Source organism: Acinetobacter rathckeae (genome assembly GCF_015627125.1).
GTDB lineage: Bacteria > Pseudomonadota > Gammaproteobacteria > Pseudomonadales > Moraxellaceae > Acinetobacter > Acinetobacter rathckeae.
The window spans coordinates 1-1,204 of sequence record NZ_VTDO01000017.1 but is presented as its reverse complement, the minus strand read 5'-3'; the positions used below and the strand labels follow the sequence as shown (position 1 = coordinate 1,204).

The window sequence follows — 1,204 nt, the reverse complement described above, 5'->3', positions numbered from 1 at the left end:
ATTATGCAGTTACTTTCGCAACAACACCAGCACCTACAGTACGACCGCCTTCACGGATCGCAAAACGTAGACCTGCATCCATCGCAATCGGGTGGATCAATTCTACTGACATTTCAACGTTGTCACCTGGCATTACCATTTCAACGCCTTCTTTCAACTGGATCGCACCAGTTACGTCAGTTGTACGGAAATAGAACTGTGGACGGTAACCGTTTAGGAATGGAGTGTGACGACCACCTTCTTCTTTTGCAAGTACATATACTTCTGCATCGAATTTAGTGTGTGGCTTGATCGCACCTGGCTTAGTCAATACTTGACCACGTTGTACGTCTTCACGCTTAGTACCACGTAAAAGAACACCACAGTTCTCGCCTGCACGACCTTCGTCTAGCAATTTACGGAACATTTCAACGCCTGTTACAGTCGTTTTAACAGTGTCTTTAATACCAACGATTTCTACTTCTTCGCCGACTTTAACAATACCTGATTCTACACGGCCTGTTACTACAGTACCACGACCAGAAATTGAGAATACGTCTTCGATTGGCATTAGGAATGCTTTATCAATTGCACGCTCTGGCTCTGGAATGTAAGAGTCAAGTGCAGCAACAAGTTCAATAACAGCTGACTCGCCGTATTGACCTTGGTCACCATTAAGTGCAGCTAAAGCTGAACCACGGATTACAGGAGTGTCATCACCAGGGAAATCGTAAGAAGATAGAAGTTCACGTACTTCCATATCTACTAGCTCAAGTAGTTCTTCGTCATCTACAAGGTCACACTTGTTTAAGAATACGATGATGTACGGTACACCAACCTGACGTGAAAGCAAGATGTGCTCACGTGTTTGTGGCATTGGGCCATCAGTTGCAGCACATACTAGAATCGCACCATCCATCTGTGCAGCACCAGTGATCATGTTTTTAACATAATCGGCGTGGCCTGGGCAGTCTACGTGTGCGTAGTGACGTGTTGGTGAATCGTATTCTACGTGTGATGTATTAATTGTAATACCACGTGCTTTTTCTTCTGGTGCAGAGTCGATTGCTGCGTAGTCTTTAGCTTCACCACCGTACACTTTTGCACAGATTGTTGCAATTGCAGCAGTTAGCGTTGTTTTACCATGGTCAACGTGACCAATTGTTCCCACGTTTACGTGTGGCTTATTACGTTCAAACTTAGCCTTAGCCATGATGATCTTCCT

1 protein-coding gene is annotated in these 1,204 nt (G+C 44.8%); it reads right to left on the bottom strand.

Annotated features, from left to right (window positions below):
- Nucleotide 1: 1 nt before the first annotated feature.
- Nucleotides 2–1,192 carry an elongation factor Tu gene (tuf, locus tag I2F31_RS13180; RefSeq protein ID WP_195770214.1) on the bottom strand — a complete coding sequence of 397 codons (1,191 nt, stop codon included), beginning with the start codon at nt 1,190–1,192 and terminating at the stop codon, nt 2–4.
- Nucleotides 1,193–1,204 lie beyond the last annotated feature (12 nt).

Bases quoted from the DNA above. Each gene is read 5' to 3' on its own strand.
- tuf (WP_195770214.1), bottom strand. From the start codon at position 1,192: ATGGCTAAGGCTAAGTTTGAACGTAATAAGCCACACGTAAACGTGGGA.